Consider the following 25,323-nt stretch of genomic DNA (forward strand, 5'->3'; position numbering starts at 1 on the left):
GCCCCAAGATCAGCCGTGCCACCGCCCCGGGTGCGATCATCATCCACTTCTTCGGCGGCATCCACGAGATCTACTTCCCCTACATCCTGGCCCAGCCCAAGCTGATCCTCGCGGTGATCGCCGGCGGCATGGCGGGTGTGACCACCTTCATGATCTTCGGTGCCGGCCTGGTGGCCTCCCCCTCCCCGGGCAGCATCATCGCCCTGATGGCGGTTACGCCCAAGGGCGGACACCTGGGAGTCTTGGCGGGTGTCTTCGTGGCCACAGCGGTCTCCTTCGCCGTGGCCTCGCTCCTGCTCGGCTTCGGCCGCGCGGAGCGCGCCAAGGAGAAGGCTGAGAACGACAACTCGGAGGTTTCAGCAGCATGAGCAGCATCAACGGTTCTGACGTCAAGAAGGTCATCGTGGCCTGCGACGCGGGGATGGGCAGCAGCGTCCTGCTGACCTCCCAGCTGTCCAAGAGCCTTGCCCCCTACTCGGTCAAGGTCGCGCACGCCCCGGTCAACCGGATCCCCGACGACGCCGACGTGGTCCTGTGCCACACCGGTCTGGTGGACCGGGCCCGCGCCGGTGCCCCCGACAAGGTCGTCATCGGATTCCAGATGTTCCTGGGCGACCCGGCGTTCGCGCGGCTGGAGCAGGCGATCAAGGCCGGTGAGACGATTGCCGACTGACCTTTCGGTCGGTCCCGAGGCGGTGCGGCTGGACCGCACCGCCTCGGACAAGTCCGACGCCATCGACCAGTGCGGCCAGCTCCTGCTGGAGCTCGGCGCGGTCGAGCCCGGTTACCTGCCCGCCATGCACGAGCGCGAGCTGTCGATCCCCACCTACATCGGTGAGGGCGTCGCCATCCCGCACGGCACCGACGCCGCCCGCGCGTTGGTCAAGCACAGCGCGCTGGCCGTCATCCAGTTCCCCGACGGAGTGGACTGGGACGGCAACACCGTCACCGTGGCCATCGGCATCGCAGCCAGCGGCGAGGATCACGTGGGAGTGCTCTCGGCGCTGGCCACCGTCCTCACCGACCCCGCGAAGGCCGAGCGGCTGCGCACCGCGCCCGACGCGGCCACCGTGATCGACCTGCTCCGGCCGGTCCAGGCGAACTAGGCAGTACACAGAGAGAAGGCAGCACACATGTTGGTCGCCCGTTTCTACGCGCCCGGCGATGTCCGCATCGAAGACGCACCCGAGCCCGACGCCGGCCCCGGCGAGGTCAAGATCCGGGTCCGCAACTGCTCCACCTGCGGAACCGACGTCAAGATCCACCGGCACGGTCACCACCACATCTCGCCGCCGCGCGTCATCGGCCACGAGATCGCCGGTGAGGTCGTCGCCGCGGGCGAGGGTGTGGAGGGCTGGGCCGAGGGCGACCGCGTCCAGGTGATCGCCGCCATCCCGTGTGGCAAGTGCCCGGACTGTCAGCGCGGGTGGATGACCATCTGCCCCAACCAGGAGTCCATGGGCTACCAGTACGAGGGCGGTTTCGCCGAGTACATGATCGTCCCGGCCAAGGTCCTGGCCGTGGACGGTCTGAACCGCATTCCCGAGGGCGTGGGCTTCGACGAGGCATCCGTCGCCGAGCCGCTGGCCTGCGCCCTCAACGCCCAGGAGTTCGCCGGTGTGAACAAGGGCGACACCGTCGTGGTCGTGGGCGCCGGCCCCATCGGCTGCCTGCACGTGCGCCTGGCCCGGGCACGCGGGGCCGAGAAGGTCTTCCTGGTCGAGCTCAACCGCGGCCGTCTGGACATGTCCGCCGACGTCGTCCACCCCGACGCCGCCATCTGCGGCGCCGAGGTCGACGCGGTCGAGGAGGTCAAGCGCCTCACCGACGGTCGTGGTGTGGACGTGGTCATCACCGCGGCCGCCTCCGGCAAGGCCCAGGAGGACGCCCTGCAGATGGTGGCGCGGCGCGGCCGCATCAGTTTCTTCGGTGGCCTGCCCAAGGACAAGCCGACCATCACGCTGGACTCCAACGTGGTGCACTACCGCGAGATCACCATCTACGGCGCCAACGGCTCCAGCCCCGACCACAACAAGCGCGCCCTGGAGCTGATCGCCTCCGGTCAGGTCCCGGTGTCCGACCTCATCACCCACCGCATGCCGCTGTCCGATGTGCTCACCGCCATCGAGACCGTGGCCTCCGGCACGGCCATCAAGGTAACGATCGAGCCGTGACCATCGAGCCGTGACCATGCCATCCGCCCCCGCCCCCGCCCGCGCGGCGGGGGCGCCTGGAACGACAGAGGGAACAGGGATCATGTCGCAGAGCACGCCCGAAGCGACCGTGCAGGCCGAGGAGACAGCGGTGTCGCAGACGCATCCGGAGCCCGCCGAGGGCGAGACTCAGACGATCACCGGGACCCCCGGCAGCCCCGGAAGCGCGGTCGCCCCGGTGGCGGTGCTGGCCGCGCCTCCGGCGCTCCCGGAGCAGCGGCCCGAGGTGACCGACACCGCAGCCGAGACCGACCGCGCCCACGCGGCGCTGGAGCAGGTCGCGGTGGGTCTTGAGACCCGGGCGGCCGGCAGCGGGCCCGAAGCGGCCGCGGTGCTGGGCGCCCAGGCGCTCATGGCACGCGACCCGCAGCTGGGCACCAACATCGCCAAGGAGATCGGCGAGGGTGTTCCGGCCGCCTGGGCTGTGCACAGCGCGGTGGCCGGTTACCAGGACCTCCTGCGCGCGGCCGGCGGCTACCTGGCCGAGCGTGCGGCGGACCTGGCGGACATCCGCGACCGCACGGTGGCCGTGCTGCTGGGCGTCCCGATGCCGGGGCTGCCCGACCCGGGGCACCCCTACGTCTTGGTCGCCGACGACTTGGCGCCCGCTGACACCGCTCAGCTGGACCCCGCCAAGGTTCTGGCGATCGTCACCAGGCGAGGCGGCCCCACCAGCCACACCGTGATCCTGGCGCGCTCGTTGGGCATCCCCGCGGTCATCGCCTGCGGTCGGGCCGGGGAGCTCACCGACGGCGTCGAGGTCGCGGTGGACGGCGATCGGGGAGAGGTCGTCCTCAACCCGACAGCGACCCAGGTCGCCGCCGCGGTCGAGCGCGCCGAGCGTCGGCAGAAGATCCTCGCGCACAGCAGTGGCGCCGGGCGCACCGAGGACGGTGTGGCGGTGAAACTGCTGCTCAACGTCGGAGCGGAGGACCCTGGCGAGTCCGCCGCGCACGACTGCGAGGGTGTGGGCCTGCTGCGCACCGAGTTCCTGTTCCTGGACCGCGACACCGAGCCCACCCCCGATGAGCAGTACGAGAGCTACGCGCGGTTGTTCCGGGCCTTCGGGGACCGGATCATCACCGTGCGCACCCTCGACGCGGGCTCGGACAAGCCCTTGGCCTTCGTGGCGCAGGGCGAGGAGCCCAACCCTGCTCTCGGGGTGCGGGGTTTCCGCACGGCACGGGCACTGCCCGGCCTGCTGGAGCGTCAGCTCGCGGCGATCGCGCGGGCCGCGTCCGACACCGGTGCCCACGTGCGGGTCATGGCACCGATGATCTCCACGCCTGCCGAGGCCGCGGAGTTCGCGGAGCTCGCCCGCGCGGCCGGCCTCGCCGAGGTCGGCGTCATGATCGAGGTTCCCGGTGCGGCCCTCCTGGCCCGCCAGGTTCTCGACCGGGTGGACTTCGTCTCGATCGGGACCAACGACCTCGCCCAGTACACCCTGGCCACCGACCGGATGCTGGACTCGTTGCCGGATCTGCTGGACCCGTGGCAGCCGGGGCTGTTGCGGCTGATCCAGGAGGTCGGAACCGCCGGTGTCGCCACGGACAAGCCCGTGGGCGTGTGCGGCGAGGCGGCCGCCGACCCGCTGCTTGCCCTGGTCCTGGTCGGGTTGGGGGTGAGCAGCCTGTCGATGTCGGCTCCGTCCCTTGCGGCGGTCCGCTACGCCCTGGCCCGGCACACCCTCGCCGACTGCCGTGACCTCGCCGAGCTCGCTTTGGCCGCGGCCGGTCCGGCTCAGGCCCGCGACGCAGTGCGTGGCGCGGCCGACGACGAGGTCGCCGGTCTCTGACCCACGTATGCCGTTGGATGCGGCCCTCACCGTCTTCACGACGGTGGGGGCCGCCGGCGTTGGGGACCCGCATCGAGGGTGTCGCGCGTGCTTTCGTGGCCCGGCCCGGGGGCTCAGGCGGAGCGGGGAGCCCGGTAGGTCAGGAGGTAGCGCCAGAACAACAGGCGGCGCACCCTCGCGCCGGGGAGGTGCGCGGCGGCGACGGCCCGGACACGGGGCAGCGTCGTCTCAGGATCGAGCACCGGCATGGCAGGGCCGCCGGCACGGTCGGGATCGACGACCCCGGACACGGCGCGGCCCACCGCCAGTCCCGCGCCCGTCGTCCACTGGGGGATCAGCGCTGCGACGGAGGCGGCGGTGTCGCCGATGCCGTTCGACCGGTAGAGACCGCACACCGCCAGAACCCCGCCGGGGGCCAGCATCGAGCGCAGCCGCGCGGTGGACTCGGCCAGCGGCATGTGGTGGATGCTGGCGATGGCGGCGATGAAGTCGTAGCCGTGTGGATCGGGGACGAAACGGGCCAGTCCGGCCACGCTGTAGTGGATGGCGAGCCGGGGCGGTGTGCGCTCGCGTGCGGTGGCCACCATCTCCGCTGACGCGTCGAACGCGTCCACCTGGTCCACGTGCCGGGCGAGGCGCCGGGCGAAGCGCCCTGATCCGCACCCCACGTCCAGCGCGCGCACGGCGCCGACGGGGACATGGCGCAGCAGCAGGGGGTGGTAGTGGGAGTTGTGGCTCCAACTCAGGTCGAAGGGCACGTGGACCTTTCGGGTGCGTGCTCCGGGAGGACGCACCCGCCGGGCGGTGCCGGACAAGCGAACCGGTGGGGTCACGACCCCACCGGTTCGATGGCTGTCGCGTGCGCGCCGGTGCGGAGCCGGTGCCGCTCAGGCGGGGGCCGAAGCGGTGGAGTCGGCGGGGCCGGTCTGTTCTGGGGCGGCGCGGTCGCGGGAATCGGGGTTTGGGTCGGTCCGGCCCCTTGGCGGTGCGGTTATCCGGCTTCCTTCTTGGCTTCGAGCGCCTCCATCGCGATGAGGGCTGCCGAGACCGTCCGGTGGACCGGTACCTGGCGGTGCAGGCCGACCAGGCGGATGACCTTGGTGACCCGCTCGTTCGGAGCGGCCAACGCGAGACTGCCCCCGCGTTCCCGAACCAGTCGGTAGGCGTTGATGACCGCATTGAGTCCGCTTGAGTCCATGAACTCCAATGCGGAGAAATCAAGGATCAGCCACGGCCCGTGCGCGTCGATAGCGTTTTGGACGTTCTCGCGGAGGTCGCCAGCGGTCGCGATGTCGAGTTCGCCCTCGACGGAAACGATCACACTGTGGTTCTCGACCCGAGTGCTCACCCCAAGTCTGTGCACGTTCACTCCTCCCCAGCCCCACGTACGTATGAGGGTCCCCTCGTGGCAACCATAACCAGCAATGGAGAACCGGTGACTCCCGCACGGCGCGGTCCCTGTTCACGCCGACGCGTCCGCTGCCGGACGGCCTCCATCCTCCACCGACAGGCCGCGGACCCACTCCCCGGTACCACTTGGCCACCCTTAGGGCTTTGGACACACACGGTATTAGGCGAATCGCCCCTCGGGAATGGCGAACCGGTAGAAATTTTCGCCCGCCGGTCACAAAACCGGTTGGGAAGTGCGGTGTTCTGGGGGCGTATGGGTGTTCAATGCCCCGGATTCCGCCATTACGGTTCGGCTTCGACAGTGGTTTGGTTCGCGCCACTGAAGGCGCTGAGTAGTCGTTCGGCGGCCAACGTGGCGGTGATCTCCCCGTCACGCACCGTCGTTTCCAGATCCGGTGCGAGCGCGCGGACCGCGGGGTCGGTGCGCAACCGGTGCAGCAGCCGGTCCCGGACCTGCGCCCACATCCAGTCGACCTGCTGGGTGGCGCGGCGCGTCGCCAGCTCACCGGCGTCCTCCAACGCCGTACGGTGCGCCAGCACCTGCTCCCATACGGCATCGAGCCCGTTCCCCTCCAGGCCACTACAGGTCAGCACGGGGGGCGTCCATGACGGGCTGACCGGTTGCAACAGGTGCAGCGCGCGAGACAGTTCGCGCGCGGCCTTGCGGGCGTCCGCCTCGTGCGGGCCGTCGGCCTTGTTCACCGCGACCACGTCCACCAGTTCCAGAACGCCTTTCTTGATCCCCTGCAACTGGTCCCCGGTACGCGCCAGGGTCAGGAACAGGAAGCAGTCCACCATGGCGGCCACCGCCACTTCCGACTGGCCGACGCCCACCGTCTCCACCAGTACGACGTCGAATCCGGCGGCCTCCATGAGGACCATGGTCTCCCGGGTGGCCCGCGCCACCCCGCCGAGCGTCCCGGCTGTGGGGGAGGGACGCACGAACGCGTTGGGGTCCACCGCCAGGCGCGCCATCCGGGTCTTGTCCCCCAGGATGCTGCCGCCGCTGCGAGTGGAGGAAGGGTCCACCGCCAGCACCGCGACCCGGTGCCCGTCACCGGTCAGCCTCGTGCCGAGGGTGTCGATGAAGGTGGACTTGCCCACGCCGGGCACCCCGGTGACGCCGACCCGGTGCGCGGCCCCGCTGTGCGGGAGCAATCGCACCAGGAGCTCCTGGGCCAGCGCGGCGTGGTCGGCGCGTCGCGACTCCACCAGGGTGATGGCCCGCGCCAGGGTGGGGCGGTGCCCCGCGAGGACGCCCTCGGCGTAGGTGTCGATGTCGATGGATGTGGCCATGTCTTCTCTTCCGCCTACGCCGGATCGTCGCCTGGACGCGGGAACGTCCCCGGACCCGGGGGCCGCCTTGGGGTGAGGGAGGACCGTGTGCGCCCACCCGCCATCAGACCAGGTCCGCGCAGGAGTCTGGCGCACCGGGCCCGGTGGCCGTGGACAACGGGATGGCCGCGCAGCGGAACCTCCTAGTGGCCGAGTCGTTCGCCGAGGGTGCCGAGCAGGTCCAGCGCGGCCTCGGAGATGACCGTGCCCGGCGGGAAGATCGCCGAGGCCCCCGCCGCGCGCAGGGCGTCGAAGTCCGCGGGCGGGATGACGCCGCCGACCACGATCATGATGTCGGGGCGGCCCAGCCCCGTCAGTTCCTCGCGCAGCGCCGGCACCAGCGTCAGGTGCCCCGCAGCCAGCGACGACACCCCGACGATGTGCACGTCGGCCTCCACCGCCTGGACCGCGACCTCCGCGGGGGTCTGGAACAGCGGGCCCACGTCCACGTCGAAGCCGAGATCGGCGAAGGCCGTCGCGATGACCTTCTGCCCCCGGTCGTGGCCGTCCTGACCCATCTTCGCGACCAGGATGCGGGGACGGCGCCCCTCCGCCTCCTCGAACTCCACTACTCGCGCCGCGACCGCGTCCATGGTCGCCGTCCCCCCGCTCGAAGAACCCGCCTCGTCCCGGTACACCCCTGAAATGGTACGGATCTGCCCGGAGTGGCGACCGAACACCTTTTCCATCGCGTCGGAGATCTCCCCGACCGTCGCGTAGGCCCGCGCGGCGTCCACCGCGTGGGCCAGCAGGTTGTTCTCCAGCGTCGTTCCGTCGGAGGCGGCTCCCGCCGCATTGGTCAGCCGCTCCAGTGCCGCACGGGTCGCGTCCTCGTCGCGCTCCTCGCGCAGCCGCCGCAGCTTGTCCAACTGCTCGGCGCGCACCCGGCTGTTCTCGACCTTCAACACGTCGATCTCGTCGTCGTGGTCGGGACGGTACTTGTTGACGCCGATGACCGGTTGGCGACCCGAGTCGATCCGGGCCTGGGTGCGCGCCGCGGCCTCCTCGATCCGCATCTTGGGGATGCCGGCGTCGATGGCCTTGGCCATCCCGCCGGCCTCCTCCACCTCGCGGATGTGGCCCCAGGCGCGCGCGGCCAGCTCGTAGGTCAGGCGTTCGACGTAGTCGCTGCCGCCCCACGGGTCGATCACCCGCGTGGTGCCCGACTCCTGCTGCAGCAACAGCTGGGTGTTGCGCGCGATACGCGCGGAGAAGTCCGTGGGCAGCGCCAGCGCCTCGTCCAGGGCGTTGGTGTGCAGCGACTGGGTGTGGCCCTGGGTCGCGGCCATCGCCTCCACACAGGTGCGCACCACGTTGTTGAAGACGTCCTGGGCGGTCAGCGACCAGCCCGAGGTCTGGGAGTGCGTGCGCAGGCTCAGCGACTTGGTGTTGGCGGGTGCGAAGCCGTTGACGAGCCTGGCCCACAGCAGCCGCGCCGCGCGCAGCTTGGCGACCTCCATGAAGAAGTTCATCCCGATCGCCCAGAAGAACGACAGCCGCGGCGCGAAGGAGTCCACGTCCAGCCCGGCCGCGCGGCCGGCCCGGATGTACTCCACGCCGTCGGCCAGTGTGTAGGCCAGTTCCAGGTCGGCGGTGGCCCCGGCCTCCTGCATGTGGTAGCCGGAAATGGAGATGGAGTTGTAGCGCGGCATCTTCTGCGAGGTGAAGGCGAAGATGTCGGAGATGATCCGCATGGAGGGCTGCGGGGGGTAGATGTAGGTGTTGCGGACCATGAACTCCTTGAGGATGTCGTTCTGGATGGTTCCCGAGAGTTTGTCCGCGCTCACCCCCTGCTCCTCGGCGGCCACGATGTACAGCGCCAGCACCGGCAGCACCGCGCCGTTCATCGTCATCGACACGCTCATCCGATCCAAGGGGATGCCGTCGAAGAGCCGGCGCATGTCGTAGATGGAGTCGATGGCCACCCCGGCCATGCCCACGTCGCCCGACACCCGCGGGTGGTCGGAGTCGTAGCCGCGGTGCGTCGCCAGGTCGAAGGCCACCGACAGGCCCTTCTGCCCCGCGGCGAGGTTCCTTCGGTAGAAGGCGTTGGACTCCTCGGCGGTGGAGAAGCCCGCGTACTGGCGGATCGTCCACGGCTGGTTGACGTACATCGTCGGATAGGGGCCCCGTAGGAACGGTGCGATTCCCGGATAGGTGCCCACGAAGTCCAGCCCGGCGCGGTCGGCGCGGGTGTACAGCGGTCGGACACCGATGCCCTCCGGGGTCTCCCACACCAGGGCATCGGGCCCCTTGCCGGTGGCCGCCGCCAGTGCCTCGCGCCACTGCCCGCTCAGCGCAGGACTGTCGCAGACCGGGAGGGCGCCGCCCTCGACCGCGGCGAAGTTCGGGATGTTCGCGCTCATCGCGCCGCCCCCAGGGTGTCGTTGAGTCGTGTCAACAGGGTGAGTGCGTCGCAACCGGCGAAGACGAAACCGTCCACCCCGGCCCGTTCCAGCTCCGCGGACCGTTTTCCGGCGAGCAGCACCTGCTCGGCGCCGGCCGCCTTCAACGCGGCGGCCGCATCGGCTGCGTGCTCCGCGTAGACCTTGTCGCTCGAGCAGAGGCAGGCGATGCGCGCGCCGCTGGCGGTGAAGGCGGCGGCCACCGCCTCAGGCCCCTCGGCGCCGCCCCCGGGGGTGGTCGCGATCCCGCCCGCCTGGAACAGGTTGGCGGCGAAGGTGGCCCGGGCCGTGTGGGCGGCCACCGGTCCGAGCGTCGCGAGGAAGACGTGCGGTCGCGCACCGGTTGCCGCGAGTACGGCGTCGGAGCGATCGCGCAGCGCCTCGTAGTCCTCGGCGTAGCGGTGGACGGGCAGCGCACCCGGTGCGGCAGGTGCGGAAGGTGCGGCCGGACGGACCAGCGGCTTCTCGGCCAGGTTGGGAAATTCGCTCACCCCGGTCAGCGGATCGCGTCGGTGCGCCAGGTTGGCCCGGCGTCGCTCCCAGACCTCCCGTACCCGTTCGGCCACCACCCCGTCCGCCAACGCCGTTGCGGCGCCGCCGGCGCCCTCAAGTTCACGCAGGAACGCCCACCCGTGCTCGTAGAGGTCCGCGGTGAGGCGCTCCACGTAGAACGAGCCACCGGCGGGGTCGATCACCCTCGCCACGTGCGACTCCTCCACCAGCAGCGCCTGGGTGTTGCGGGCGATGCGCCGGGACAGGCCGTCGGGCAGTCCCACTGCCGTGTCGAAGGGCAGCACCGTGATCGCGTCGGCGCCGCCGGCGCCCGCACCGAAGCAGGCCAGTGTGGTGCGCAGCATGTTCACGTAAGGGTCCCGCCGCGTCATCATCGCCGCCGAGGTGACCGCGTGCTGGCGCATCCCCCGGTGGTGCGGTGCCAGGCCGCACACCTCGGTGACCCGGTTCCACATGGCGCGTGCGGCCCGCAACTTGGCGATGGTCAGGAACTGGTCCGCCGTCGCGGCGAAGCGGAACTCGATCCGGGAGGCGGCATCGGCCGTGCTCAGCCCGGCATCGGTGAGGGCCCGCAGGTAGGCGACACCCGCGGCCACGGCCGCGCCCAGTTCCTGGGCCTCCGAGCCGCCCGCGTCGTGGACGGGCGTCCCGTCGGCCACCATCAGCCGCAGGGCCGGGTAGCGGGCGGCGTAGGGTGCCGCCAACCCCGCGGCCTCCGCGACCTCGGCCCGGCCACCGGTGCGCGCGGCGGTCCCCAAGGGGTCGATGCCAAGGCAGCCGACCACAGCGCTGTCGGGAACGCGGCGGTCGGAGTGCGCCTGGAGCAGGGCCCGCGCTGCCGCCTCGTAATCGGTTCCGGCGTCCAGGGTGACAGGGGCGAGGTCGAGGTAGACGTCGGCGAGGACCTCACCGATGTGCTCCGTGGCGACCCCGGCGGCGCCCGTGGCCAGCCAGAGGGAGGTGACGCCGTTCTCCAGGTCGGCCATTACCGCCTTGCGGGTGGCGGCGGGGTCGGGATCGGCGTGACGCTGGCGGACGTCCCAGCCGTTGGGCACCGCACCCTGCGGCCGTGAGCCGCGGGTGAACGGTGCCAGGCCGGGGAAGCCGGAGTCGAGGCCGTCGTCCCCGGTGTAGAGCGGTCGGATCGTGATCCGGTCGTAGGTGGTCGAGTTGAGCAGGTCCTCGGGAGAACGGGCGGAGTCGGGGTCGGCCCCGCTCTTGCGCAGCACCCCCGCCACCAACTCGCGCCACTGCCCGGGATCGGCCGAGGGGAACTCGGCTGCCAGGGCCAGTGCCTCGGGTGCGGTGGCTGCGTTCTCCGGCACACTCATAGCCGAAAGCGTAGAGAACGCCGTTCGGTATCGGGTCCACCAGGGTGCACAAAATTTTCGTTCCCGAGCTGGTGCACCCTGCCAGTGACCGGGCCGGGACCGAAAGTGCCCCGGGTGACGGACCGCGTCCTCACGCCCCGGGGCCGGGGGAATCGCTGGGCCGGGGAGCGTCCGGTTCGGGAGCGAACACGAAACGCTGACGGTTCTGTACGACCAGGGCGTGACCGTCCCGGGTGATCGCCTCCACGTAGCCGGTCAGCTCGTCGGAGACCGCTGCCTTGTCGTCGGCCTCCAGCACCACCTGGCCGCTGTCGTCCTCGGCGCCCCGGGAGTCGCCGTAGATGTAGCCCCCCAGTGCGAACCGCGGCACGATCGAGCGTTCCTCCTGGTCCTCGAACTGCCAGCGCACCGCGCCCGTGGCCAGATCCACCGCGATCATCGGGGTGGTGCCGCTGGACTGGGGCAGCAGCAGGGTGTCGGTGGTCGGGTCGAGGACCGTACCGGGGACCGGCGCGGTACCCAGGGACGCGCTGACGGGGTTGGCACCGGGTTCGGCGAGCGACCACACCAGTGCGCCGTCGTCCAGATCGTGCAGCGACAGGACCGACGGCTCCTCGGGCATGCCCCAACGCACCAGTACGGTCTCGCGCTCCTCGGGCGGGGCGGGAGAGGCCGAGGGGGCCGGGCTCGGACGTGCACTGGTCGAAGGCGTTGCCGGCCCGGTCGCCTCGGCATCGGGGGGCACGTCCAGCGTGTAGAACCCGGCCACCTGGGGGCGGGCGCCACTCAGCACGGTGTCCTCGGCGAGTTCCGGGGATTCGCCGGACACGCTCCACAGCAACGCGCCGTCGTCGTCGAGATCGCGGGCCTGTAGACGTCCCGCGCCGTCGTCGAGCAGGACCACCTCGCCGCGTGCGGTCACCGGCACGCCCAGGTGCGCGACGGCCTCCTCCGCCTCTGCGCTGTCGGTCGGGTCCGCCGCCTCCTCGTCGTCCTCCTTCTCGGGGGCGGCAGGCGGTTCGGGCTCGGTGAACTCGTACTCCCAGACCGCTTCGCCGTCGGGGCGCGCGATGGCGAACGCGCCGTAGGGCTCGTTCGGCGTCCAGTCGGCGGGACGCCGCACCACCCATCCGTTGAGGTAGCCCTCGCGGGGGTCCGAGCCGCTCCACACCTGCTCGCCGGCATCGTCCAGGACCGTGGTGACGGTTGTGCCGTCGCCGGGGCGGCTCACCTCGAACACGTCGTCGCCGGAGTCGTCGGTGGTGAACCGCTCCACGCGCTGGGAGTCCTCCCAGAGCGTGCGGCCGTCGGCGGCGTCCTGGAGAAGGTGCCGTTCCTCGCTGTTGGCGGAGATCAGGAAGGAGTCGCCGACCGCCTGGATGCGCACGCCGAGAGGGTCGTCGAGGAGGTCGGGGCCACTGCCCTCGGGCCCGTGCAGGAACCGCAGCGCCTTCCCGGACAGCCCTGGCGGGGCCGCACCGTCATAGGTGGTGGGCAAGGGGGGCGGAGAACCGGTCGGGGCCTCGGGTTCGGGGTCGTCGGTACAGGCCGCGGCGGTGACGAGCAGACACGCCCCGGCCGTCAGCGCCAGTACCCCTCGCGCCCGGCTGCGCATTCCCGTTCACTCCCCTCGCGACGGCTGTCCCTGTTGACCGATCCTAGAACCAGCTGTCGTACCGTGACACAGCCCTTGTCCGTCCCGTTACGGTACGCGTCGCCGGGCACGTCCGCGGCTTGCGGGGCGCCGCTTGGGCTCCCGCGAACCGCGGCGACCACCCGAGGCGGGTTAGGCTCCGGTGCCATGAGGATTTATCAGAGCGAACTGCGCTCCCTGGAAGGTGAGTCGTTCCGGCTGCCGCAGGACCAGCTGCTGCTGATTGTCAACGTCGCCTCCAAGTGCGGCGCGACTCCGCAGTACAGCGGCCTGGAGCGTTTGCAGGAAGGGTACGCCTACCGGGGTTTCTCCGTCATCGGCGTTCCGTGCGACCAGTTCGCCGGTCAGGAGCCGGGTTCCGCGGAGGAGATCCGGCTGTTCTGTGCCATGACCTACGGCATCAGCTTCCCCCTGCTGGAGAAGAGCGAGGTCAACGGGCCGAAGAGGTTGCCGCTCTACGCGGAGCTCACCAAGACCCGCGATTCCTCCGGACTGGCCGGAGACGTCGCGTGGAACTTCGAGAAGTTCCTCGTCGCCCCCGGCGGCAAGGTGCTCAATCGTTTCCGGACCAGCGTCCAGCCCGAGGATCCCGAGGTCATCTCGGCGATCGAGGAGAACCTTCCCGGATAGCCCGCCAGCGGCGCGTACGGACGCAGTCCTCGGCCGGGTCCGCGGCACAGGCGGTCACGTCGTGCCTGCCGGCCCGGCGCAGCCGTGCGCTGCGCCGGGAGCGGTGTTTCGCCCAGTGGGAGCGCCCGGCCGTTTGCCAGGCGCTCTACGATGTCTTGCGATGCGCATACTGGTGGTCGAGGACGACGATCGCGTCGCGCGGGGACTGGTCACCGCGTTGCGCAACGCGTCCTACGAGGTGAACCGGGTCTCCACCGCCGCTGCTGCGCTGCGTGCGCCAGCGGCGGACGTCGTGCTGCTCGACCTCGGACTGCCCGACGCGGACGGCATCGACCTGCTGCGCAAGCTCCGGGAACGACCCGAGATCGCGATCATCGCCGTCACCGCACGCGCAGAGGAACGGGAACGGGTCCGGGGCCTGCGTTCCGGCGCCGACGACTACGTCGTCAAGCCCTTTGGGATCGCCGAGCTTCTGGCGCGCATCGACGCCGTGCTGCGCAGGACCCGAGCGGCCCGCGCCGGGGCCGATCCCGAACCCCCGTTGAGGATCGGGCCGCTCACGGTGGACACCGAAGCCAGGGAGGCGAGCCTGGGCGGTGCGGCACTGTCGCTGACCCGCAAGGAGTTCGACCTGCTGGCTCTGCTGGCCGGTCGGGCGCCGGGAGTGGTGGGCCGTGACGTCATCCTGGACCAGGTGTGGGGGGCCACCTGGGAGTCGTCCTCGCGGACCCTGGACACCCACATCGCCGCCCTGCGCGGCAAGCTCGGTGATCAGGTCCGCATCCAGACCGCGCGCGGGGTCGGCTACCGGCTCCTCGCCGAGGCGGAACCGGGCTAGCCGGTGCTGCGCAGGCTGCTGATCGTCCTGTTGCCGCTGGCGTTCGTCCTGGTGGCGGCGCTGGGTGTGCCGCTGAGCACCATCGTGGCCCAACAGGAGACCCAAGAGGTCTACGTGGACCGGCTCAACGACATCGGTCGGTTCTCCTCGCTGGCGGCGACCGCACTGGCCGCCGAGCGCACCGAGTCGTTGGCCATGGAACTGACCCGCTACGAGGATCTCTACGGCATCCCGGTGGCGCTCCTCGACCCCGCGGGTGAGGTGCTGTTGTCCTCGGGGCCCGGGCACGAGGTCGAGAACGTGCTAGCCGACCCCGCCACCCGCGGCGTACTGAACGAGGCACTGGCCGGGTACCGCCCGGAGGCGCCCACGGCGGTGTGGCCCTGGAATCCCGCCCCCCTGATCCTCGCCGAGCCCATCGGGCGCGACAGCGAGGTGGTGGGGGTGATGGTGCTGGTGTCGCCCACCGCGAAGCTGCGCGACCAGATCCTTGTCAGCTGGGGCAGGCTCGCCCTGGTCGGGCTGTTGCCCACGGCCGCGCTCGCAGCCGTGGCCTGGCCGGTCTCGCGCTGGGTGCTCCTGCCGGTGCGTCGCCTGGACGCGGCCACCGCCAAGATCGCCGACGGTGACCTGTCGGTGCGCGCCGACGCGGAGGGCGGCCCACCCGAGCTGCGCACCCTGGCCGGGTCCTTCAACGCGATGGTGGACGTCGTGGAGCGCTCCCTGCACCGTCAACGGGCGTTCGTCTCCGACGCCTCCCACCAACTGCGCAATCCACTGGCCAGCCTGCGTCTGGCGGTGGAGAACATCGAGCCCCACCTGGAGGGCGAGCAGGCCCGCGAAGCCCACGCCGACGCGGTCGAGGAAGCGAAGGCCATGCACCGTATGCTCAACGCGCTGTTGGCCGCGACCCGGTTGGAGAGCTTCAATCAGGCCGAGCCGGTCGAACTGGACGAGGTCTTCGACACCCGCCTGGAGCGTTGGCGGGTGCTGTGCGCAGAGCGCGGACTCGACCTGGAGACGCACATCCCGCCGGGGCTGCGCATCCTGGAACCGCCGGGCGGCCTGGGCAGCGTTCTCGACGAGCTGATGAGCAACGCCATCCGGCTCTCGGGCGGCTCCCGCGTCGTGCTGCGCGCGCGTCCCGGCGATCCGGTGGAGCTGTCGGTGATCGACGACGGAGTCGGCCTGGACTCCGACGAGCGCGTGCAGGCGCTGCAGCGCTTCTGGCGGGCGACCAAACACCAGAACACCGTCGGCACCGGGTTGGGGTTGGCCATCTGCGCCGAACTCGTGCAGGCCGCGGGCGGTGAGTTGCGTCTGCGCCCGGGGCTGCCCCGGGACGGCGGCTACGGCCTGGCGGTGGTCATCGGTCTGCCGCGCGCCGAGGACGACCCCCGCTGACCGCGGCGTCCCCGTCCACCCCGGGGTAATGGCGGAAACCGTGCGGCCGGGGTGGGATCACGGGGTCCAGGGGCCGGTGCGGTCGGGGTCGAACCAGCCGCTGACACCGGCGCGCGCCTGGTCGATGCGCCGCATGAGGCGTTCGTGCATCGGGGGCAGGTCGGCGTAGGCGAACCAGCCGACCTCCAAGGACTCGTCGTCGTTGACCCGAGGGGTGCCGCTCACCGGATGGCAGCGAAACGCGAGGTCCAGAAACTGGACCCGGTCGTCGTTGGGGTAGGTGTGGGGCTCCTCCATCACCACGCTGACCAGTTCCGCCACCCGTATCCGCACGCCGGTCTCCTCCTCGATCTCGCGCACGAGGGCGGCCGCCGGCTGCTCGCCCGGCTCGACGATTCCCCCCGGGGTGGCCCAGTGGCCGTCGTCGGCGCGCCGGTGCAGCAGGATTCGGTCTTGGTCGTCGATGACGATCGCCGTCGCACCGATCAGCAGCAGAAGGTCGTGGCCAAGGCGCTCGCGCAGTTCGAGGACGAAGGAGGGAGTCGGCATGTCCCGACCCTACAGAGCGCCCGCCGCCGGGGCGGCCGCTGCGGGGCGCGCCGCACCGGTCACTTCTTGGCGGCCCGGAACCACGTCTGCGCGCCCGGGTGCAGCGGCACGGGGCCGGTGGCGATGCCGGTGCGCACGTTGATGTGCGCGGCCTCGGGACGGTCGGCGGCGATCACCGAGGACTGGGTGAAGACGGTCTCGGTGACGATCGCGCCGACCTCCGGGGCCAGGTCGGCCCGGCACAGCAGCAGGTTGGGGATGGCCACGGTGCGGCAGGGCGGCACCCCCGGGTACGCAGTGGACGGCACGGTCGCGGGAATGTAGGGACCGGGGTAGGTGTCCACCAGGTCGGTCGCCTGCTCCTCCAGAGGGATGAAGCGGACGTCGTGGTCCCGGGCCAACGCCTCGATCGCGGGGGTGGGGATACCGGTCAGGGAGAACAGGGCGTCGATCTCGCCGTCGACCAGTGCCCGTGCCGACTCGGCCTGGTCCAGGCGCACGTCGTCGATGCCCAGACCGGTCAGGCGGATCAACCGTTCGCAGGTGAACTCGGTGCCCGAGCCTTCCGCGCCCAGGGAGACGACCCGACCGGCCAGGTCCGCGTATTCCTCGACGGGGGAACCGGCGAGCACCACGAGGTGCAGGTGGCTGTCGTAGACCCGGCCCAGTGATCGTGCCCAGGGCGGTGGGGTGGCGTTCTCGCCGACCACCGCGTCCAGACTGGCGAACCCCAACTGTGCCTGGTTCCTGCTGAGCATTCGCAGATTGTCCGCCGAGGCACCCGTCTCCACCGACCGCACTCTCGTCTGTGTCAGCCGGGTGGCCAGGACCCCCGCCAGAGCAGCGCCGATCTCGCGGAACACCGCGCCGGGCGGACCGGTGGCAAGGATCAGCTCCGCGGGGTCCACAACGGTGTCGGAGGCGCATCCGCTCAGCACCGCGAGGCCGCCCAGCAGGGCGGCACGGCGGGTGAGACCGGGGCGTTCGAGCACGCCGCAAGCCTACGCGCTCTGTTTCGGGGTGCGACCCCGCTCACAGCCGCGTGCCAACGGTGGCCACACAGGGAGACGGGCGTCACACAGTGTGCATTCCGGTGACCCAGCGCACCGGAATGTCAGACGAACCTGAAGTTTCAACCGTGTGGCTTGCTCGTAAAACACGACTGTGGCGAGAGTCATGTGACGCCCCGCACAAACCCGCTAGGAGGTCCGACGTGTCAGCCCTCGGACAAGCCGCACCATCCCCGGAAGGCCCGGACACCGGTTCCGCGAAGCCGGCCCGACGCAAGCGCATCTACCACCAGCTCTATTTCTGGGTGCTGGTCGCAATCGCGTTGGGCATCACCTTCGGCCTGACCTTCCCGGAGCAGGCGGCCCAGACCAAGTGGCTGGCCGACTTCTTCATCAAGCTCGTCAAGGTCGTCATCGCCCCCACGATCTTCTGCACGGTCGTCGTGGGTATCGCCAACCTCGGCAACCTGGCCAGGGCCGGAGGGCTGGCGCTCAAGACCGTCCTCTACTTCAACGTCACCACGGTCTTCGCCCTGGGCATCGGCCTCGTCACGATCAACCTGCTCCAGCCCGGCGTGGGGCTGAACATCACCCTGGACGAGTCGGCGGCGGCCGGAACCATCCAACAGGTTCAGGAGACCGGAGGCGAGGGCCTCACCGGCTTCCTGCTCAGCCTGATCCCCACCACGTTCTTCTCCGCCTTCACCGAGGGCCAGCTGATCCAGGTCCTGGTACTGGCGATCCTCGTGGCGTGCGCGCTGTCCATGATGGGTGAGCGCGGCAAGCCCGCGATCCGCGCCCTGGACACCATGTCCCACATCATGTTCGGTGTCATCAAGATCGTGATGTACGCGGCCCCCATCGGCGCGTTCGGCGGAATGGCCTTCACCGTCGGCGAGTACGGCGAGCAGGTCCTCGGCAGCCTCGCCTACTTCATGCTCAGCTTCTACATCACCTGCATCCTGTTCATCGGCCTGGTCCTGGGTGCGGTCTGCCGGATGACGGGCTTCAGCCTGCTGAAGTACATCCGGTTCATCCGCGACGAGCTGCTCATCGTCCTGGGCACCTCCTCCAGCGAGTCGGTCCTGCCCCGGATGCTGGTGAAGCTGGAGGCGGCCGGCGCCAAGAAGTCGGTGGTCGGCCTGACCATCCCGACCGGCTACTCGTTCAACCTGGACGGCACCGCCATCTACATGACCATGGGTGCCATCTTCATCGCCCAGGTGACCGGCGTCGAGGTGTCCATCTGGACCCAGATCGGCCTGCTGCTGTTCATGCTGATCTCCAGCAACGGCGCCGCGGGTGTCAGTGGTGCCGGCCTGGTCACGCTGGCGGCGTCCCTGGCGGCCTTCGACGACGTGATCCCGCTGGCCGGCATCGCGCTCATCGTCGGTATCGACCGCTTCATGTCCGAGGCCCGTGCGCTCACCAACCTGACCGGCAACGGCATCGGGACGCTGGCGATCGCCCGCTGGAACGGCGAGCTCGACCGGGAGCGTCTGCGCTACGTGCTGGACAACCCCAACTCCGTCGACATGGACGCCCTGATGAAGTTCGACCCGCACTCCGAGGCGGAGACCTCCGGTGCGGTATCCACCGAGACCGCGTCCACCGAGGCCGCGTCCGCCCAGACCGCGTCCGCAGAAGGGGGCACCGATCCCGCGCCGCCCGGCGACGGGGGCGACAGGGCCGGTGCCTCGGCCGGGCACCCCAAGACCGGCTGACCGCCTTCCCGTCCCTCCCCGGCTGGTCGGTCCGGAGAAAACGGGTACCCGCGCCGCTTCCCCTCCCAGCGGCGCGGGTACCCGCGTCCTGTCCCCAGGGCAGGGCGTACGTGCCGGCGCGGGGGCGCCGGCACGTACGATCGGGTCGGCGATGAGAACGATCAAGCACGACGGCGAGCACGAGCTCGACATCAAGAAGTCCCGGTTCATCTGCGCGCTCGCCCGGGTCGGCGACGAGGCCGCGGCCCGCGCGTTCATTGCACAACGACGCAGACTGCACTGGGGTGCCGGCCACAACTGCACCGCGTACGTGCTCGGTGCCGACGGCGGTGTGCAGCGCTCCAGTGATGACGGTGAACCTTCGGGCACGGCCGGGGTCCCGATGCTGGAGGTGCTGCGCCACCGCGGGATCACCGACACCGTCGCGGTGGTGACCCGCTACTTCGGTGGGGTGAAGCTCGGTGCAGGCGGTCTGATCAGGGCGTACGGGAACGCCGTTGCTGCTGCCGTCGACGTGTCCGGGCTGCTGGAGCTGCGTACGCTCCTGGTCGTCGAGGTCCTCGCCGACTATCAGCAGGCCGGACGTCTGGAGAGCGATCTGCGCGACTCCCGCCACCGGGTCCTGGCAGTGCGCTACGAGACCGATGTCCAGGTGGACGTGGCGGTGTCCGACGAGGAACTTCCCGGGTTCCTGGCCTGGATCGCCGAGCTCACCGCCGGCCAGGCTCTGTGCGAGGTGCGAGGGAGCACAGTGGTGGAGGTCGATCCCGGCTGAGCCGGGCTTTCCCTGCCGCTTGAGCGGGACGAGAATCACAGACCGGTCGGTATGTAGGTGGCCTATCCTGGTCGGGAAGGGGCCCGGGGCGTCCGAGGCCGCACGACGCGGGAGGCGGACACATGACCAAGCCGGTGGAACCGGACGCGGGTGCTGCTGAAACCGCCCCACTCTCGGTCCCGGACCGGCTGACCGCCGCGGCGACCCGGCTCTTCGCCGAGCACGGGTTCGAGCGAACCTCGGTGCAGGAACTGGTGGAGGCCGCAGGGGTCACCAAGGGCGCGATGTACCACTACTTCACCTCGAAGGACGATCTGCTCTTCGCCGTGTACGAGCGGGTGCTGAGTATGCAGACGCGGCGGCTCGCCGCGTTCGCCGAGGCGGAGGGGCCGGTGGCCCGGCGGTTGCACCAGGCCGCGGCCGATGTCGTCATCACCACGGTGGACAACCTCGACGACACCCTCATCTTCTTCCGTTCCCTGCACATGCTCTCTCCCGCGCGCCAGTCGCAGGTGCGCAAAGAACGCCGCTCCTACCACGAACTGTTCCGGTCGCTTGTCGAGGAGGGGGCCCGCGAGGGCGCCTTCCGGACCGACGTGCCGCCCGACATCGTGGTCAGCCAGTATTTCGGCGCGGTCCACCACCTCGGCATGTGGTACCACGCCGACGGCGAGTTGAGCGGTGCCCAGGTCGGCGAGCACTTCGCGGACCTGCTCCTGGCCAGCCTCCGGACGTGAGCCCCGGCCGGCGGGCGGTCTGTTGTCGTGCGCCTGACCTGACCTGACCTGACCTGACCTGACCCGGCCCGGCCTCTGCCCTCTCTTGTCCCGACGCCGCCGTAGCGGGGGTGTCTGCCGTCCCGAGTCCGCGGTTCCGTTGAGGCGGACCGACGGCCGGGGAGGGGAAGACGCCGTGACCTCAACCGACGGCAGTATCCGGGAACGGCGTCCGCACCGGTCGTGGGGGAGCGGCTGCACCCGTTGGTCGGGGGTGCGGGCGCTCAGGGAGGGGGAGGGCGCACCGCACCGCGCCTCGTCAGCCGAACACCCGTCCGGGGCGGCTTCGGTCCCGGACGGCGGCGAGGCGACGCACCGTGCTCGGCCGCCGCGACAGCAGGTTGTGCAGGAGGGAGAAGAACCCCCGTTCGGTTCGGGCGCGCTCGGCCATCTCGCCCAGGTTGATGTAGGGGTACAGGTACTTGCCGCCGACCAGCACCCGAAGGCCGTGTGCGCCGTCAGGGCAGTGCGCGTAGGCGTGGTCGTCGGCGGTGTACTCCATCGCCCGTGACAGTGACGAGCCCACCCCGGGCAGGAGGGAACCCGCGCAACTGCCCAGACGGCGCCAGTAGCCGGTGTGACCGGCGGCGATGTGGCCGAGCTCGTGGGCGATCAGGAACCGCAGTGCCTCGGGGTCGCGGAGCCGCCCGCCCAGTTCGAAGAGGTCGGGGTCGAGGACCACGTAGCGCCGGGAGCCGTGCCCGGCCGCACCGAGGAGCGGTCGACGGCCGGGTCCCACGTACACGGCCGGGACGCGCCGCAGGTCCATCGCAGCGGACAGCTCGCGCAGCATTCGGTACACCTCGGGGAACTGGGTGGGCGAGACCTTGGCCGAGCGCGCCTTGTGATCGGCCTCGATGAGTCCTCTGATCAGCCAGTATCCCGTTATCGTGCCGAGCATGGCGAGGGCGGCCGTGCCGGGGGTGCCCGAGTGGATCCACAGGGCGCGGCTCAGGGCAGCGGCCATGCCCACTGTGATCACCAGGCAGGTGAGGAGCAGCGGAAGCTCCCAGGGATGTCGTCTCGCCGACGCGGCGCCGGCCGGAACGGTCCGTGACCGTTGCCCGGGTACCTGCTGGGATCGGTAAGGCGTCCCCGGTGCGTATCCCTGGGGAAACTGTGCGGGAAGAGGCGCCGCGCCATAGGGGAATCGGGCGGTGTCGTCGTGGTTCTCGGGGAGTTTCGCCTGGGCCATTTCCGCACCCTGCCGTTCGCATCGCGGCCCGCCAGCCACATAATGGCTACTTCAAGTAATGGAATATTACTTTCCGTATCTGGTTGTGATCGAATCATCCACGCGTGTTCCGCGCGATTCGGGGCGGCGGAGGCGGAATAATCCACTCGGCACCTCGACCGATACCCCAATGGGGTATCGGTCGAGGTGGGACGCTGAACGGGCGGGCGGGACGCGGACGACACGGTTCACCAGGCGCAGGCAACCGCACCGCGGGTTCCGCGCCAGGTTCTGGTGGAGCCCTGTCCTGTCGTTGTCGGGGGTGACGCGATCGCCGCCCCACCGGCGGTCGGGGTGCCGGCGCCCTCTTCGGGATCGTCCTGTCGCCGGCAGCGGTGGTGACGAGCCCGTCCGCCCTCGCCACCCGACTGCCGTGCAGGGCGGACCGCCCGTTGCTTCGTGAAGCGGGCCCCGTGGAGACGGGACCTCCTCCAGGGGCGGGCCTCAGTGCAGGCCGTGGTGTTCGAGTTCGTCGACGAGGAGGTCGAGGAACTGGTCGACCTCGTCCTCGGCGTAACCGCTGCGCAGCCGGGCCGAGGTGAACCGGACCGCGCGCACCTCTGTCGCACTCAGCGGTTCGGTTGCGTCGGCTCCGTTGAGCGCCGCGGAGATCGTCGCCTCTGCCCGGTCCAAAAAGGCGTCGACCTCGTCCTCGACGTAGCCGCTGCGCAGCCGGGTGGTGGTGAACCCCTTGTTCCGAATGTCCTCGGGGCGCAGCCGAAAGACCGTCCCGGCCGGCTTGTTCGGGACACCGGTTCGCTTGAACTGTCCGGTGTTCACGCTTGCGGCGTACAGTCCGGCAGCGCGCAGGCTCTCGGCGACCCGGTCGAGGAACTCGTCGACTTCTTCCTCGTCGTAGCCGCTACGGACAAGAGTGGTCCGGAACTGCGACCGCATGACATCCGAGGCTGTGATCAGGTCGCCGCCGCGCTGTCCGTTCGCTACCGCGGTGAGGGTGGCCTCGACCCTGCGCAGCAATAGGTCCACGTCATCCCGGACGTATCCGGGGCGCAGGCGCGAGGTGCTGAACCGCTTGTTGCGGATGTCCGCGGGCGTCAGTGGCATAGCCATATTGTGCATATCCGACGTGACCCACACCATATCTGCGCCCGATTGCGCGCGTCTTTGCTCCAGATCTCCGGTATTGCTGCGGCGGTCGACCGGATCGCTTCGTCCGTAGGGGATCGCGGGTCCGCCAGGCCGGGCCGGACGCTGTGCAGTCCTCTTCGGCCCGCCGGTGGCGACGGTCGGCCGGAACCCGCGAAGCCCTGCAACGGTCGCACCGAAAACAGGGCGCGGGGCGGACCGGATATTCCTGGGTCAGTCCCGAAGAAGATAGCGGGAGAGGCCCGCAGTGATGGCCTCGGCCGCCTCGTCGCGCCAATCGGGGTCGGTGAGGTTGGCGGCGTCGGTGCTGTTGCGCATGTTGCCGACCTCGAGGAAGACCTTGGGCACAGTGGACATGTTCAGCCCGCCCAGGTCGGTACGGAAGTCCAGTCCCTCGTCGGCGAGGTAGTCGGCGTGCGGTTGCACCTCGACGAACTCGTCGCGCAGGTCCTCGGCGAGTATGCGGGAGGGCTCCAGGATGGGTTCGGTGTACCCGGCCACCTCGCCCGGGGCGATGACGTGGAAGCCGCGTCCGCTCGCGGGTCCGCCGTCGGCGTGGATGGAGATCGCGACGTCGGCCTCGGCGTCGTTGCCGATCTGCGCGCGCTCGTTCACACAGGGGCCGACGCCTTTGTTGTCCGGCCTGGTCAGCACGACCGTCGCCCCCTCGGCGGCGAGGCGGTCACGCACACGTAGCGACAGATCCCAGTTGAACTCGTGCTCGGGGTACCCGTCGCCGGTGGAAGCACCGACGGTGTCGCACGCCTTCTTCTCGGGGCCTGCGGGAACCTGCTTGTTGATCTCGCTCGCGGCCTCGGCGTTCCCGCCGTTGTGCCCGGGGTCCACCACCACGGTGGCACCCGAGAGGGGCAGCTGCGGCCGCGGAGGTGCCGCGTTGTCGCCGGCGGCCGTTTCGCCCGCCCCGGGGGTCGGAAGGGGCAGGTCGGCGGTGCCCTCAGGATTGGGCCGGGCACCCTCGGGCAGGGAACCTGCGCATCCGGTCGCCAGGGACAGGCACAGCACGGGAAGCAGGGCGAGCGCCTGGATGCGCGATGATCGAGAGCGGCGGAGGCCGCGGGTGGTGCCGATGCTTGCCCCCGTTGGGATGAAGTGGGGTGGTTCGGTCGGGTCTGCGTGAACAACCTATGTCACGCACCGACTCTCCGGCTCGCGTCCGATGGCCGGGGTGAGGCCCATTTCACCGCGGAGTCCGCATAACACCGCCACTTGGCGGGAACAGAACGGGGCAGGGACGCGTCATATCGCAAGAGCACTCGGAGCGTCCCGAGCGCACCGATCTTGTCGAGGTGAAGCGAATGCGCAAGTCCAACCGAGCCGCGGCCGGCGCGGCAGCCTGGAAGGTCGTCAGTGAGGCCAACCAGCCGGGTAAGCCCCCCGTCGCCGACCGGATCAAGGCGCTGCCCCGGATGCTCGGGGCCAAGGCCAGGGGGCGTTACGACCAGCTCCCGGCATCCCGCGTACTGCTGTTCCTGGCCGGAATCGCCTACATCGCCTCTCCGGTCGACCTCATCCCGGAGCTGTTCATCCCGTTCCTCGGGCTGGCCGACGACATCGGTGTCGCGGTCTGGCTGACCAGTGCCCTGCTCGGCGAATCCGAACGTTTTCTCGCCTGGGAGCAGGTGGGTACCGACTACGTCGAGGGCCGGGTCGTCTCCTAGCCCCGGACATGCCGAGGGCGGGTCGCTTTCCTCGGCGACCCGCCCTCGTGCGTCGGGCAGTCATTCTCCCCCAGCGATCCTTCCGGACTCCGGAAGTTGGAGGGCGGGCTACTCGCTGCGCTGGCTCGGAATCCCGGCCAGGAGTGCACGGACTTCGGTCTCGCGGTAGCGGCGGTGGCCGCCCAGAGTCCGAATCGAGGTCAGCTTGCCGGCCTTCGCCCAGCGCGTGACGGTCTTGGGGTCCACGCGGAACATGGTGGCCACCTCGGCAGGGGTCAACAGGGGCTCCGCCTCGGGCGTGCGAGTTGACATTTGTACGGCCTCTCCTCCTGGATCTGTGTGCCGATCCTTGAGACTTCAATCCTGGCACTTGGCCCGGATGTCCAATATTGCCCTTAGGTCTACATATTGGCATCACCCGAGGTGATTGCGCGACCACTTAACGCGACTTTGTTGGATGGGAGCTCCAAAGTCGCACATGCGTTGCGTCACGCTGAGTGATTCTAGCGACACGTTTAGTGGCATGTGGCGTATTCGGTCAAAACTTCGTCCTCCGGCCCTGTCGTTCTCGATTCAACGACCTTGGGGTGCTAGGGCGGCGTTGGTCGATGCTCTGGATGCCCCGTCGGCTGGGCGGGGCTGCCGGGCCACCCATCAGCAGTTTTGCCTGCTGGGCATGAATGCCTGGTGCGTGTGTCGGCGCCTGTCAGGTGCCATGTGAACCCCCTTTGCGGCACGGGTGTTCAGTTACACAGAGTGCGCTCTGTAACGGTCTCAACACAGTCTATGTCGATATCTATCGGATGGTATGCCCATTTTCAGCAAAGTTGATGCCAACTGTGTAGCTCGTCATGACCTGTCCCACCTCTACCTGTTCGAAAATCGGTGGAACACCCTGAGAAACCTGGTGCACCAGGTTGACCCCGAGGGGTGGGAAAGAC

At 70.1% G+C, this 25,323-nt stretch carries 23 protein-coding genes and 1 pseudogene; 12 read left to right on the plus strand and 12 right to left on the minus strand.

Annotated elements, in window-relative coordinates; translation table 11 throughout:
- From QSJ59_RS17140 to ptsP, 5 genes and pseudogenes are all read left to right on the plus strand, one after another.
- Nucleotides 1–368: pseudogene (locus QSJ59_RS17140) on the plus strand (PTS mannose transporter subunit IIA); the annotation flags it as partial.
- Nucleotides 365–673 carry a PTS sugar transporter subunit IIBC family protein gene (locus QSJ59_RS17145; protein WP_285760604.1) on the plus strand — a complete coding sequence of 103 codons (309 nt, stop codon included), beginning with the start codon at nucleotides 365–367 and terminating at the stop codon, nucleotides 671–673. The pseudogene QSJ59_RS17140 and the gene QSJ59_RS17145, both read left to right, overlap by 4 nt.
- Complete coding sequence (locus QSJ59_RS17150) at nucleotides 663–1,106, plus strand: PTS mannitol transporter subunit IIA (protein ID WP_285760605.1); 444 nt, start codon at nucleotides 663–665, stop codon at nucleotides 1,104–1,106. The genes QSJ59_RS17145 and QSJ59_RS17150 overlap by 11 nt, the downstream gene beginning before the upstream one ends.
- A gap of 27 nt (nucleotides 1,107–1,133) precedes the next feature.
- Nucleotides 1,134–2,174, plus strand: coding sequence for a zinc-dependent dehydrogenase (locus QSJ59_RS17155; RefSeq protein ID WP_285760606.1), 1,041 nt, complete (start codon nucleotides 1,134–1,136; stop codon nucleotides 2,172–2,174).
- A gap of 130 nt (nucleotides 2,175–2,304) precedes the next feature.
- Nucleotides 2,305–4,008, plus strand: coding sequence for a phosphoenolpyruvate--protein phosphotransferase (gene ptsP / locus QSJ59_RS17160; protein ID WP_432707501.1), 1,704 nt, complete (start codon nucleotides 2,305–2,307; stop codon nucleotides 4,006–4,008).
- 113 nt (nucleotides 4,009–4,121) lie between these two features.
- Here the strand turns inward: ptsP and QSJ59_RS17165 are convergent, their stop codons facing one another.
- From QSJ59_RS17165 to QSJ59_RS17190, 6 genes are all read right to left on the minus strand, one after another.
- Nucleotides 4,122–4,766 (minus strand): class I SAM-dependent methyltransferase, encoded by a 645-nt coding sequence (locus QSJ59_RS17165; protein ID WP_285760608.1) that lies wholly within the window; start codon nucleotides 4,764–4,766, stop codon nucleotides 4,122–4,124.
- A 233-nt stretch (nucleotides 4,767–4,999) separates the two neighbouring features.
- A complete protein-coding gene (locus tag QSJ59_RS17170) occupies nucleotides 5,000–5,371 on the minus strand; it encodes an STAS domain-containing protein (protein ID WP_285760610.1) in 372 nt (123 codons plus the stop codon).
- A gap of 329 nt (nucleotides 5,372–5,700) precedes the next feature.
- A complete protein-coding gene (gene meaB, locus QSJ59_RS17175) occupies nucleotides 5,701–6,714 on the minus strand; it encodes a methylmalonyl Co-A mutase-associated GTPase MeaB (RefSeq protein ID WP_285760611.1) in 1,014 nt (337 codons plus the stop codon).
- A gap of 182 nt (nucleotides 6,715–6,896) precedes the next feature.
- On the minus strand, nucleotides 6,897–9,119 hold the full coding sequence (gene scpA / locus QSJ59_RS17180) for a methylmalonyl-CoA mutase (protein WP_285760612.1): 2,223 nt from the start codon (nucleotides 9,117–9,119) through the stop codon (nucleotides 6,897–6,899).
- Nucleotides 9,116–11,002, minus strand: a complete 1,887-nt coding sequence (locus QSJ59_RS17185) for a methylmalonyl-CoA mutase family protein (RefSeq protein ID WP_285760613.1) — start codon at nucleotides 11,000–11,002, stop codon at nucleotides 9,116–9,118. The genes scpA and QSJ59_RS17185 overlap by 4 nt, the downstream gene beginning before the upstream one ends.
- A 130-nt stretch (nucleotides 11,003–11,132) precedes the next feature.
- Nucleotides 11,133–12,617, minus strand: coding sequence for a hypothetical protein (locus tag QSJ59_RS17190; protein WP_285760614.1), 1,485 nt, complete (start codon nucleotides 12,615–12,617; stop codon nucleotides 11,133–11,135).
- Nucleotides 12,618–12,803: 186 nt separating this feature from the next.
- Here QSJ59_RS17190 and QSJ59_RS17195 point away from each other — a divergent pair, with 186 nt between their 5' ends.
- The 3 genes from QSJ59_RS17195 (at nucleotide 12,804) to QSJ59_RS17205 (ending at nucleotide 15,528) form a co-directional block, all read left to right on the plus strand.
- On the plus strand, nucleotides 12,804–13,286 hold the full coding sequence (locus QSJ59_RS17195; protein WP_285760615.1) for a glutathione peroxidase: 483 nt from the start codon (nucleotides 12,804–12,806) through the stop codon (nucleotides 13,284–13,286).
- A 160-nt stretch (nucleotides 13,287–13,446) separates the two neighbouring features.
- Nucleotides 13,447–14,124 carry a response regulator transcription factor gene (locus QSJ59_RS17200; RefSeq protein WP_285760616.1) on the plus strand — a complete coding sequence of 226 codons (678 nt, stop codon included), beginning with the start codon at nucleotides 13,447–13,449 and terminating at the stop codon, nucleotides 14,122–14,124.
- Between the two features lie 3 nt (nucleotides 14,125–14,127).
- Nucleotides 14,128–15,528: a HAMP domain-containing sensor histidine kinase gene (locus QSJ59_RS17205; RefSeq protein WP_285760617.1), complete on the plus strand. Its 1,401-nt coding sequence runs from the start codon at nucleotides 14,128–14,130 to the stop codon at nucleotides 15,526–15,528.
- Between the two features lie 57 nt (nucleotides 15,529–15,585).
- Here QSJ59_RS17205 and QSJ59_RS17210 read toward each other — a convergent pair whose 3' ends face one another.
- Both QSJ59_RS17210 and QSJ59_RS17215 read right to left on the minus strand, forming a co-directional pair.
- Nucleotides 15,586–16,077 carry an NUDIX hydrolase gene (locus tag QSJ59_RS17210; protein ID WP_285760618.1) on the minus strand — a complete coding sequence of 164 codons (492 nt, stop codon included), beginning with the start codon at nucleotides 16,075–16,077 and terminating at the stop codon, nucleotides 15,586–15,588.
- A 59-nt stretch (nucleotides 16,078–16,136) separates the two neighbouring features.
- A complete protein-coding gene (locus QSJ59_RS17215) occupies nucleotides 16,137–17,069 on the minus strand; it encodes a TAXI family TRAP transporter solute-binding subunit (protein ID WP_285760619.1) in 933 nt (310 codons plus the stop codon).
- A gap of 221 nt (nucleotides 17,070–17,290) precedes the next feature.
- Between QSJ59_RS17215 and dctA the strand changes: the two genes are divergently transcribed.
- The 3 genes from dctA to QSJ59_RS17230 all read left to right on the plus strand — a co-directional run bounded on the left by dctA (nucleotide 17,291) and on the right by QSJ59_RS17230 (nucleotide 20,323).
- Complete coding sequence (dctA, locus tag QSJ59_RS17220) at nucleotides 17,291–18,811, plus strand: C4-dicarboxylate transporter DctA (RefSeq protein WP_285760620.1); 1,521 nt, start codon at nucleotides 17,291–17,293, stop codon at nucleotides 18,809–18,811.
- A gap of 151 nt (nucleotides 18,812–18,962) precedes the next feature.
- A complete protein-coding gene (locus QSJ59_RS17225; protein WP_285760621.1) occupies nucleotides 18,963–19,586 on the plus strand; it encodes a YigZ family protein in 624 nt (207 codons plus the stop codon).
- Nucleotides 19,587–19,708: 122 nt separating this feature from the next.
- Nucleotides 19,709–20,323 (plus strand): TetR/AcrR family transcriptional regulator, encoded by a 615-nt coding sequence (locus tag QSJ59_RS17230; RefSeq protein ID WP_285760622.1) that lies wholly within the window; start codon nucleotides 19,709–19,711, stop codon nucleotides 20,321–20,323.
- Nucleotides 20,324–20,621: 298 nt separating this feature from the next.
- Here QSJ59_RS17230 and QSJ59_RS17235 read toward each other — a convergent pair whose 3' ends face one another.
- From QSJ59_RS17235 to QSJ59_RS17245, 3 genes are all read right to left on the minus strand, one after another.
- Nucleotides 20,622–21,557, minus strand: coding sequence for a M48 family metallopeptidase (locus QSJ59_RS17235; RefSeq protein ID WP_285760623.1), 936 nt, complete (start codon nucleotides 21,555–21,557; stop codon nucleotides 20,622–20,624).
- A gap of 483 nt (nucleotides 21,558–22,040) precedes the next feature.
- Nucleotides 22,041–22,661: a DivIVA domain-containing protein gene (locus tag QSJ59_RS17240; RefSeq protein WP_285760624.1), complete on the minus strand. Its 621-nt coding sequence runs from the start codon at nucleotides 22,659–22,661 to the stop codon at nucleotides 22,041–22,043.
- Between the two features lie 255 nt (nucleotides 22,662–22,916).
- The gene (locus tag QSJ59_RS17245) at nucleotides 22,917–23,726 is read right to left on the minus strand and encodes an N-acetylmuramoyl-L-alanine amidase (protein ID WP_285760625.1); all 810 of its coding nucleotides are present in this window, start codon (nucleotides 23,724–23,726) and stop codon (nucleotides 22,917–22,919) included.
- Between the two features lie 293 nt (nucleotides 23,727–24,019).
- On the opposite strand from QSJ59_RS17245, the gene QSJ59_RS17250 reads away from it, so the two are divergent.
- The gene (locus QSJ59_RS17250; RefSeq protein WP_285760626.1) at nucleotides 24,020–24,382 is read left to right on the plus strand and encodes a YkvA family protein; all 363 of its coding nucleotides are present in this window, start codon (nucleotides 24,020–24,022) and stop codon (nucleotides 24,380–24,382) included.
- Between the two features lie 108 nt (nucleotides 24,383–24,490).
- Here the strand turns inward: QSJ59_RS17250 and bldC are convergent, their stop codons facing one another.
- Entirely contained in the window at nucleotides 24,491–24,694 is a 204-nt protein-coding gene (bldC, locus tag QSJ59_RS17255) for a developmental transcriptional regulator BldC (RefSeq protein ID WP_011293174.1), read from the minus strand.
- Between the last annotated feature and the right edge of the window lie 629 nt (nucleotides 24,695–25,323).

The sequence above is a fragment of the Nocardiopsis ansamitocini genome (assembly GCF_030268225.1).
In the GTDB taxonomy this organism is placed as follows: domain Bacteria; phylum Actinomycetota; class Actinomycetes; order Streptosporangiales; family Streptosporangiaceae; genus Nocardiopsis_D; species Nocardiopsis_D ansamitocini.

Excerpts from the sequence above, each read along its gene's own strand:
- QSJ59_RS17145 (WP_285760604.1), top strand. The coding sequence starts at position 365 with ATGAGCAGCATCAACGGTTCTGACGTCAAGAAGGTCATCGTGGCCTGC.
- QSJ59_RS17155 (WP_285760606.1), top strand. The coding sequence starts at position 1,134 with ATGTTGGTCGCCCGTTTCTACGCGCCCGGCGATGTCCGCATCGAAGAC.
- meaB (WP_285760611.1), bottom strand. The coding sequence starts at position 6,714 with ATGGCCACATCCATCGACATCGACACCTACGCCGAGGGCGTCCTCGCG.
- scpA (WP_285760612.1), bottom strand. The coding sequence starts at position 9,119 with ATGAGCGCGAACATCCCGAACTTCGCCGCGGTCGAGGGCGGCGCCCTC.
- QSJ59_RS17185 (WP_285760613.1), bottom strand. The coding sequence starts at position 11,002 with ATGAGTGTGCCGGAGAACGCAGCCACCGCACCCGAGGCACTGGCCCTG.
- QSJ59_RS17190 (WP_285760614.1), bottom strand. The coding sequence starts at position 12,617 with ATGCGCAGCCGGGCGCGAGGGGTACTGGCGCTGACGGCCGGGGCGTGT.
- QSJ59_RS17195 (WP_285760615.1), top strand. The coding sequence starts at position 12,804 with ATGAGGATTTATCAGAGCGAACTGCGCTCCCTGGAAGGTGAGTCGTTC.
- QSJ59_RS17200 (WP_285760616.1), top strand. The coding sequence starts at position 13,447 with ATGCGCATACTGGTGGTCGAGGACGACGATCGCGTCGCGCGGGGACTG.
- QSJ59_RS17210 (WP_285760618.1), bottom strand. The coding sequence starts at position 16,077 with ATGCCGACTCCCTCCTTCGTCCTCGAACTGCGCGAGCGCCTTGGCCAC.
- QSJ59_RS17225 (WP_285760621.1), top strand. The coding sequence starts at position 18,963 with ATGAGAACGATCAAGCACGACGGCGAGCACGAGCTCGACATCAAGAAG.
- QSJ59_RS17230 (WP_285760622.1), top strand. The coding sequence starts at position 19,709 with ATGACCAAGCCGGTGGAACCGGACGCGGGTGCTGCTGAAACCGCCCCA.
- QSJ59_RS17235 (WP_285760623.1), bottom strand. The coding sequence starts at position 21,557 with ATGGCCCAGGCGAAACTCCCCGAGAACCACGACGACACCGCCCGATTC.
- QSJ59_RS17240 (WP_285760624.1), bottom strand. The coding sequence starts at position 22,661 with ATGCCACTGACGCCCGCGGACATCCGCAACAAGCGGTTCAGCACCTCG.
- QSJ59_RS17250 (WP_285760626.1), top strand. The coding sequence starts at position 24,020 with ATGCGCAAGTCCAACCGAGCCGCGGCCGGCGCGGCAGCCTGGAAGGTC.
- bldC (WP_011293174.1), bottom strand. The coding sequence starts at position 24,694 with ATGTCAACTCGCACGCCCGAGGCGGAGCCCCTGTTGACCCCTGCCGAG.